This window comes from Protofrankia sp. Cj3, assembly GCF_917627355.1.
GTDB lineage: Bacteria > Actinomycetota > Actinomycetes > Frankiales > Frankiaceae > Protofrankia.
The window spans coordinates 1-6,649 of the sequence record NZ_CAKJTR010000227.1 but is presented as its reverse complement, the minus strand read 5'-3'; the positions used below and the strand labels follow the sequence as shown (position 1 = coordinate 6,649).

General features: G+C 71.9%; 4 protein-coding genes. 2 read left to right on the top strand and 2 right to left on the bottom strand.

The window, feature by feature from the left end; all coding sequences use genetic code 11:
- Both MJ783_RS20895 and MJ783_RS20890 read right to left on the bottom strand, forming a co-directional pair.
- The coding region (locus tag MJ783_RS20895; protein WP_239313000.1) for a zinc-binding dehydrogenase at positions 1 to 1,217 on the bottom strand (1,217 nt) is incomplete at its 3' end.
- Positions 1,214 to 3,577, bottom strand: coding sequence for an HAD-IB family hydrolase (locus MJ783_RS20890; protein ID WP_239312998.1), 2,364 nt, complete (start codon positions 3,575 to 3,577; stop codon positions 1,214 to 1,216). The genes MJ783_RS20890 and MJ783_RS20895, both read right to left, overlap by 4 nt.
- Positions 3,578 to 3,853: 276 nt before the next feature.
- Here MJ783_RS20890 and MJ783_RS20885 point away from each other — a divergent pair, with 276 nt between their 5' ends.
- Both MJ783_RS20885 and MJ783_RS20880 read left to right on the top strand, forming a co-directional pair.
- Positions 3,854 to 4,294: an Lrp/AsnC family transcriptional regulator gene (locus tag MJ783_RS20885; protein WP_239313004.1), complete on the top strand. Its 441-nt coding sequence runs from the start codon at positions 3,854 to 3,856 to the stop codon at positions 4,292 to 4,294.
- 238 nt (positions 4,295 to 4,532) lie between these two features.
- Positions 4,533 to 6,059, top strand: a complete 1,527-nt coding sequence (locus MJ783_RS20880; RefSeq protein WP_239313002.1) for an amidohydrolase — start codon at positions 4,533 to 4,535, stop codon at positions 6,057 to 6,059.
- Positions 6,060 to 6,649: the final 590 nt, after the last annotated feature.

Here is a 6,649-nt window from a genome sequence, read left to right as displayed (position 1 = left end):
GCGCCAAGCCGGCCCGCGCCGAGCGCGTGGTCCAACGCGTCCCGCCAACGGTCCAACGGGTAGGCCGCCGACACAACCCCGTCCAACGGGGCAGCTGCCGCAAGCTCCAGCGCCCGGACGAAGTCCGCCGGCGCCACCGCCGCGCCCGCCGCCCCGCCCTCGTCCAGCCCCCGACCGGCGCTGGACGCGTAGGTGCCCACCAGCTCCAGCTCACGGAACCACAGCGGCGTCAGATCGACCGGCCCGGTGGGAACACCGGACAGCACCACCCGCCCACCGGCGCGGGTGACGCGCAGCGCCGTCGACAGCGAGGATGCGCTGCCGGCGCAGTCGATCGCGATGTCCACGCCGCCGAGCAGATACGGCGGTCCGGCCTCCGGTTCCAGTTTGAGCGCACGGGTGGCACGGCGCACCCCGCCGACCGCGGACGCCGGTGAAATGATCTCGTCTGCCCCGAACAGCCGCGCGCGTTCCACCTGGTGACGGTGCTTGGCTACCACCGTCACCAGGCCGGCCTTGGTGTAGGCGCGCAGCGCCAGCAACGTGAACAGCCCGACCGAGCCGGCACCGATGATCAAAATCCGGTCGCCGTCCCCGGCCCGTGCCCGCAACGCGGTATGTACCGCGCACGCAAGCGGCTCCACCAGCACCGCCCGCTCGTCGGGCAGGTCCGCCGGCACGGGATACAACTGCGAGCGGTGGGCAACCAGGGACCGGCTCCACCCGCCACCGGTCCGCGCGCAGAACCCGGTCTGCAGACCGGGGGACAGGTGACCCACAGTGATATTGTCACAGCGGCTGGTGTGCCCGGCGGCACAACCAGCACATGCGGGCAGGCCCCGGGCGGCGCAACCGAGAACCGGATCGAGCACCACCCTGCTGCCGGCCGGCAGCTCAGTGCCATCGGTGAGGGTGACGCTGGTCTGGGTGTCGGCCACGATCTCATGCCCGGGGACGAAGGGCATGGACACCAGCGACGTGAAGTAGAGCGACAGCTGCCCGGTGACGGTGGCCAGGTCCGACCCGCAGATCCCCGACAGCCGCGGGCGGATCGGAACCCACCCCTCGCCCGGCACGGCCGGCGCCGGCCCGTCGGTCAGCCGCAGCGGCGCTGTCATCCCGGCCGCGGCGCCGGCCAAGGCCGGCAGCCGGCCCGACAGCGTCCGGGTGGCCAGGTAGCGGGGCATCGACCGGTACAGCTCCAGCGCGCGGCTCACCGATCGACACCCGGCCGTGATGTCCGGACGCGGCCGCCCGGAGACAGGGCTGCGGCCCCACCGCCGAAAAGATCCCGAGCCCGGGCGGCGGCATGGATCGTGCGTTCATGCCGGCTGCCGACCACGGCGCGTGGCTCACCACGGGTCGAGGCCCACTGCTCGATCGGCCAGCCGGAGCGGCGGGCCACCCGGTACAGCGGCAGGTCCGGGTTGACCGCGACCGGATTGCCGACCGCCCGCAACATCGGCAGATCCGACTGGCTGTCCGCGTATGCCCACGACGCCGCCAGATCCGCGCCCACCCGCTTGGCATAGTGATCCAGCCAGGCGGCGCGGGAGTCACCGACCAGCGGTGCCGATACCAGGCGCCCGGTGCAGCGCCCGTCCGCCCCGACCGCGAGCCGGGTGGCGACGACCTCGTCGAACAGCGGCGCCAGCGGACGGGTGAGAACCTCGACCGCCCCGGTGAGCAGGACGGTCCGGTGCCCGGCGTCGCGGTGCTCGCGGATCCGGCGGATCGCCCCCGCCTTCACCCGGCGCAGCAGGATGTCACCGGCTACCTCGTCGACGAGGCGGGCGAGCTCGCCGGGATCGGCACCGGCGTAGCGCGTGTACACCGCTCGGATGAGATGCCCCCGGTCGCGCCGCTCCGCCCGCACGTACCCGGGCAGCGCGCGGGCAAGCTGCGCAAGCTCACGCCCGCGCGCCGCGAACGTCTGGTCGGTCAGCCGCAGCCACAGGTAGGACTCAACCACGGTCGAGGACACCAGCGTCCCATCCAGGTCGAACACCGCGAGCGTGTCCGGACCGCCGGCGAGGGCGTGCGACGCCCGCCGGGGCGGCGCCGGGGGCTTGTCCGGGCCGCGGAAGGTCGAGGTGACGCTCGGAAAATGGATCTCCTGCAGGTAGGTACGCCAGTCATAGCAGGCCGGGTCAAACCCGAACCGCTCGGCGTCACCCGCATCGAGTGCCTGGTGGAGCCTGCGGGTCGCGTCATCAACGTAGACCAGCTCCGCCTTGGTGTAGGAACGGTAGAGGTCCTGGTAACGCCGCAGGAACGACAGCCGCTCATCGAACTGCTCCAGGTCACGGGCGGCCTGGCGGACCCGGTCGGAGCGTGGGGCGTACCCGAGCGCCCTTCCCGCGATCTCCGCGAAACGCTCGCCACGGCGCAGCTGGCCCTCGACCGTGGCGGCCCCGGCGAACCGCCAGTGCGCGGCCGCGACAGCGCCACGGCCGGGCTTGGACAGCGGATGGCGCTCGAAGTACTCCCGGACGTTCTCGTAAAGATCGCGAAACAGCAGCGGGTTACGAAAACCGGAACACACCGTGTAGTACGCCGGGGCCGATGCCGGCGGCGGGGCCGCGGCCGCGGCCAGGATCGCGTTGACCACCAGGTCGACAGGGATGATGTCGATGATCCCGTCCGGGGACGCGGGGAAGTCCGGCAGCTCCCCGCGGCCGTAGGCGAGGATCAGCGGCTCGGCCATCTTGAAGCCCTCGATCCAGCCCGGGAACGGGCGGGCCAACGCGCTTTCGATGATGGACGGCCGCATGATGGTCAACGGCAGACCATCACGTTCGGTCTCCAGGTAGCGCTCGGCAAGCGCTTTGGTGAACGTGTAGCAGTCCGTCCAGCCGAGCACACGGGCCCGTTCGCCGCCCGCGTCGACGAGCCGGCGCTCCACCCACCTGCGCCGACGCCGTTCAGCCTCTCGCGAGACCGTCTGCGCCCCAGCCCGGATGTGCTCGCCTTCGGCCTCGGCCCGGAACCCGCGCAGCGTCTCCGGGGCCCGGGACGCGTCCTCCGCCGCACGCCGTGCCCGCTGTGCGGCGGCCTGCTCGGCCCGCCAGTCGACGGTGTGCGCAAGGCGCCCCTCGGCCACGTGGCCCGACCGCAGGCCCGCCACGTACGCCGTGGAGATATGCACCACATGAGGGCGTGCGCCGCTGTCGCGGATGGCCCGCAGCAGCTCCTGGACACCCCCGAGATTGGTGGCGAAACCCGTGTCGATCGGCGGGTCGAACGACACCTCGCCGGCACAGTGGACGACAGTGTCCACATCCGCCGGAATGGCCGGAATCCGTTCGAGATCGCCTTCAAGGACCGTGACCCGCTCCCGCAGCACCTGTTCAACGCCGTCGGCGCCAAGGCGTTCGCGCCACGGCGCGAACGCCGGCTTGGCCACGAGACCGGCAAGACGGGCCTGCCCGCTCCTGCCCGCGCGGGGACGGATGAGCACGACCACCCCGGTGCCGGGCAGGTCGGAAAGCAGCCGTTCCAGCAGTGCCTCGCCCACGAAGCCGGTCGCCCCCGTGACGAGGACACGCTTGCCCGCGAGCCGCTCGGCCAGCCCCACGCCTCACCTCTCCCGTTCTTTCGTTCTTTCGTGATGGACACCGGTGGGCCACAGTAGGGGACAACGGTGTCCGGAACCGAAACCGCCTCCTGCCCACGTGGTTGCATCCAACCAGGGACCACCGATGGTTACAGTCCGTCTCCCTTGGTTTTCGCAACGGCTTCGTGCCACCGGCAGCCTGGGCCGTCCACATCGATCCAGATCCATCGGCTGACCGTGGCCGGACCAGGGCGGCATGCATCGATCACCGGTGATCTGCGTACGCTTCTGATCGTGCTGGAAGACCTTGACCGCGAGATCGTCCGCCTGCTGTGCCGGGACGGCAGGATGAGCTACACCGATCTCGGCCGAGCCACCGGCCTGTCCGTATCCGCGGTTCACCAGCGGGTCCGGCGCCTTGAACAGCGAGGCGTGATCACCTCCTACGCGGCTGTGATCGACGTCGCCCAGGTCGGGCTCCCGCTCACCGCCTTCGTGTCCATCAAACCGATCGACCCGAGCCAGCCCGACGACGCGCCGGACCGCCTGCGCGGCCTCGACGCGATCGAGGCCTGCCACAGCGTCGCCGGCGAGGAGAGCTACCTGCTCAAGGTCCGGGTCGCGGGTCCGAGCAACCTGGAAAGCCTGCTCCAGGAGATCCGCGCCGCGGCGAACGTCTCCACCCGCACCATGGTCGTCCTCTCCACTCCGTACGAGGCCCGGCCGCCCGCGCTGTAGCCGTAACCGCGCGGGCGGCCGCCAACCGATGCCAACCAGCGGCAACCAGCCGGCGGCACGACAGCGACCGACGGCAGCGCCACACGCCGCCAAGCGCCGCACCGCGGCCGCGGCAGGCAGACTGGCAGCTGTGACGGACATACCGCCGGGCCCGGGAGCCAGCCCGGGAGCCCGGGGCGCTCGCGTCCTCTACCGCGGCGGCCGTGTGCACAGCCCGGCCTCGCCGTTCGCGACCGCGATGCTGATCGACCACGACACGGTCGCCTGGGTCGGCTCGGCCGCGGCCAGCGACGCGATGAGTGCCGACGAGATCGTGGACCTCGACGACGCCCTGGTCACCCCCGCCTTCGTGGACGCCCACGTGCATGTGACCGCGACCGGGCTCGCGCTCGGTGGTCTCGACCTGGCGCCGGCACGCTCCCTGCTGGCCGCGCTGGACCAGCTCGCCGACCATGCCAGGCGCCACCCCGCGACCACGGTGCTCGGTACCGGCTGGGACGACACGGCCTGGCCGGAAGACCGGCCGCCCAGCATCGCCGAACTCGACCGGGCAGCCGGGGGAGCACCGGTCTACCTCGCCCGTGTCGACGGTCACTGCGCCGTCGTGTCCTCAGCGCTCGCGGACCGCAGCGGCGCCCGCGGCGCGGCGGGCTGGCTGGGCGACGGCCGTTGCCAGGGCGACGCCCACCACATCGCCCGCGAAGCCGCGTACGGCAGTGTTTCCGCTCATCAGCGGCGGGCCGCCCAGCGGCGCGTCCGCTCCCATGCCGCCGCCCTGGGTATCGCGGCGCTGCACGAGATGGCGGGGCCCGCGGTTTCCAGCGCCGACGACCTCAGCGATCTGCTCGCCCTCGCCGCCGCCGAGGCAGGCCCCGACGTCCACGGCTACTGGGCCGGGGACGTCGAGACCGCGCTGGCACTGGGCGCCGGGCTCGGCGGCGACCTGTTCGTCGACGGCTCACTGGGATCGCGCACCGCGGCGTTGCGGGTGCCGTACGCGGACGCACCCGATAATCATGGAATCGCGCGGCTGGACGCGGACGCGGTGTGCGAGCTGATCGTCCAGGCTGGCGAGGCGAGCCTGCAGGCAGGCTTCCACGCTATCGGCGACGCGGCCCTCGACATCGTCCTGGACGGCTGCGAGCGGGCAGCCACAAAGATCGGCCTGCCCAGGATGCTGGCCGCGCGCCACCGCGTCGAACACTGCGAACTGGCCGATACCGCCCAGATCGCCCGGATGGCCCGCCTGGGCCTGCTGGCCTGCGTGCAGCCAGCGTTCGACGCCCGTTGGGGAGGCCCGGAGGGGATGTACGCCCGCCGGCTGGGAAGCGGCCGCGCGCAGGCGATGAACCCGTTGGCGGCCATGGCCGCCGCCGGTGTCGTCCTCGCGCTGTCCTCGGATGCGCCGGTGACCCCGATGGACCCATGGGGCGGTGTGCGTGCCGCGGTCACGCACCACACGCGGGCGTCGGCGCTCACCGCCCGGGCGGCGTTCTCGGCCGCGACGAGAGGCGGCTGGCGGGCAGCCCGCGCGGACGATGACGGCAGCGGGGTCCTCGTACCCGGCGCGCCAGCGACGTTCGCCGTCTGGCGGGTACCGGGGGAGCTGGTCGTCCAAGTGCCCGACGCCCGGGTCGCGGCATGGTCCACCGACCCACGAGCGGGCATAGCCGGGCTCCCCGACCTCGACGGCCCCGACCCGGCATGCGTCCGCACGGTCATCCGCGGCACAGTCATCCACGATCTGATGGCCCAGCCGCAATGACCCCGCAACGGGGGACCCCCGAGCAGTAGCGAGGACGTCCAAGGGCCCCGGACCGTCCTTCGAACCGATCCCCGGCCTGCCGGATGCGGGCAGGGGATCGTTGTCTAGGGGACGACCGGAACCCTTCGGACTGCCTTCGTGCGGCTCCCTCTCCGTCGGCGGTGACGAACCTCCTGTCCGGCCCCAGCGCCGACCGGGCCTGGCCTCGGGTAGCCGCGGATGCGCGAGCGCCCCACGGCCACCGGCCGGTCTGCCGACGGGGAAGGCGCTGACGCAGCCGCCTCACGAGTGGACGACATGGACCGTACCGGCCCTGGCTCCGCTTGTGTCAACAGGGCGTTCCAGCTGCGTCTATTTCCTGTTTCCCGGATCAAGGACACCGTCGCCGCGAACCAGCGGCGCACCGATCCCATGGAGCGGCCGGACCTGCCGTGACCTGGATGCACGACCCGCGCATCAGCGGATGAACATATCCACAACCAATTAACTACTGGACGCAACAAAAACATTTCCCCGCCGCCAGTCGCTCAGTATTCTCAATCATTCTCAATATTTCATCACGGCACTCCGTCATGACGCCCCATTGCGAC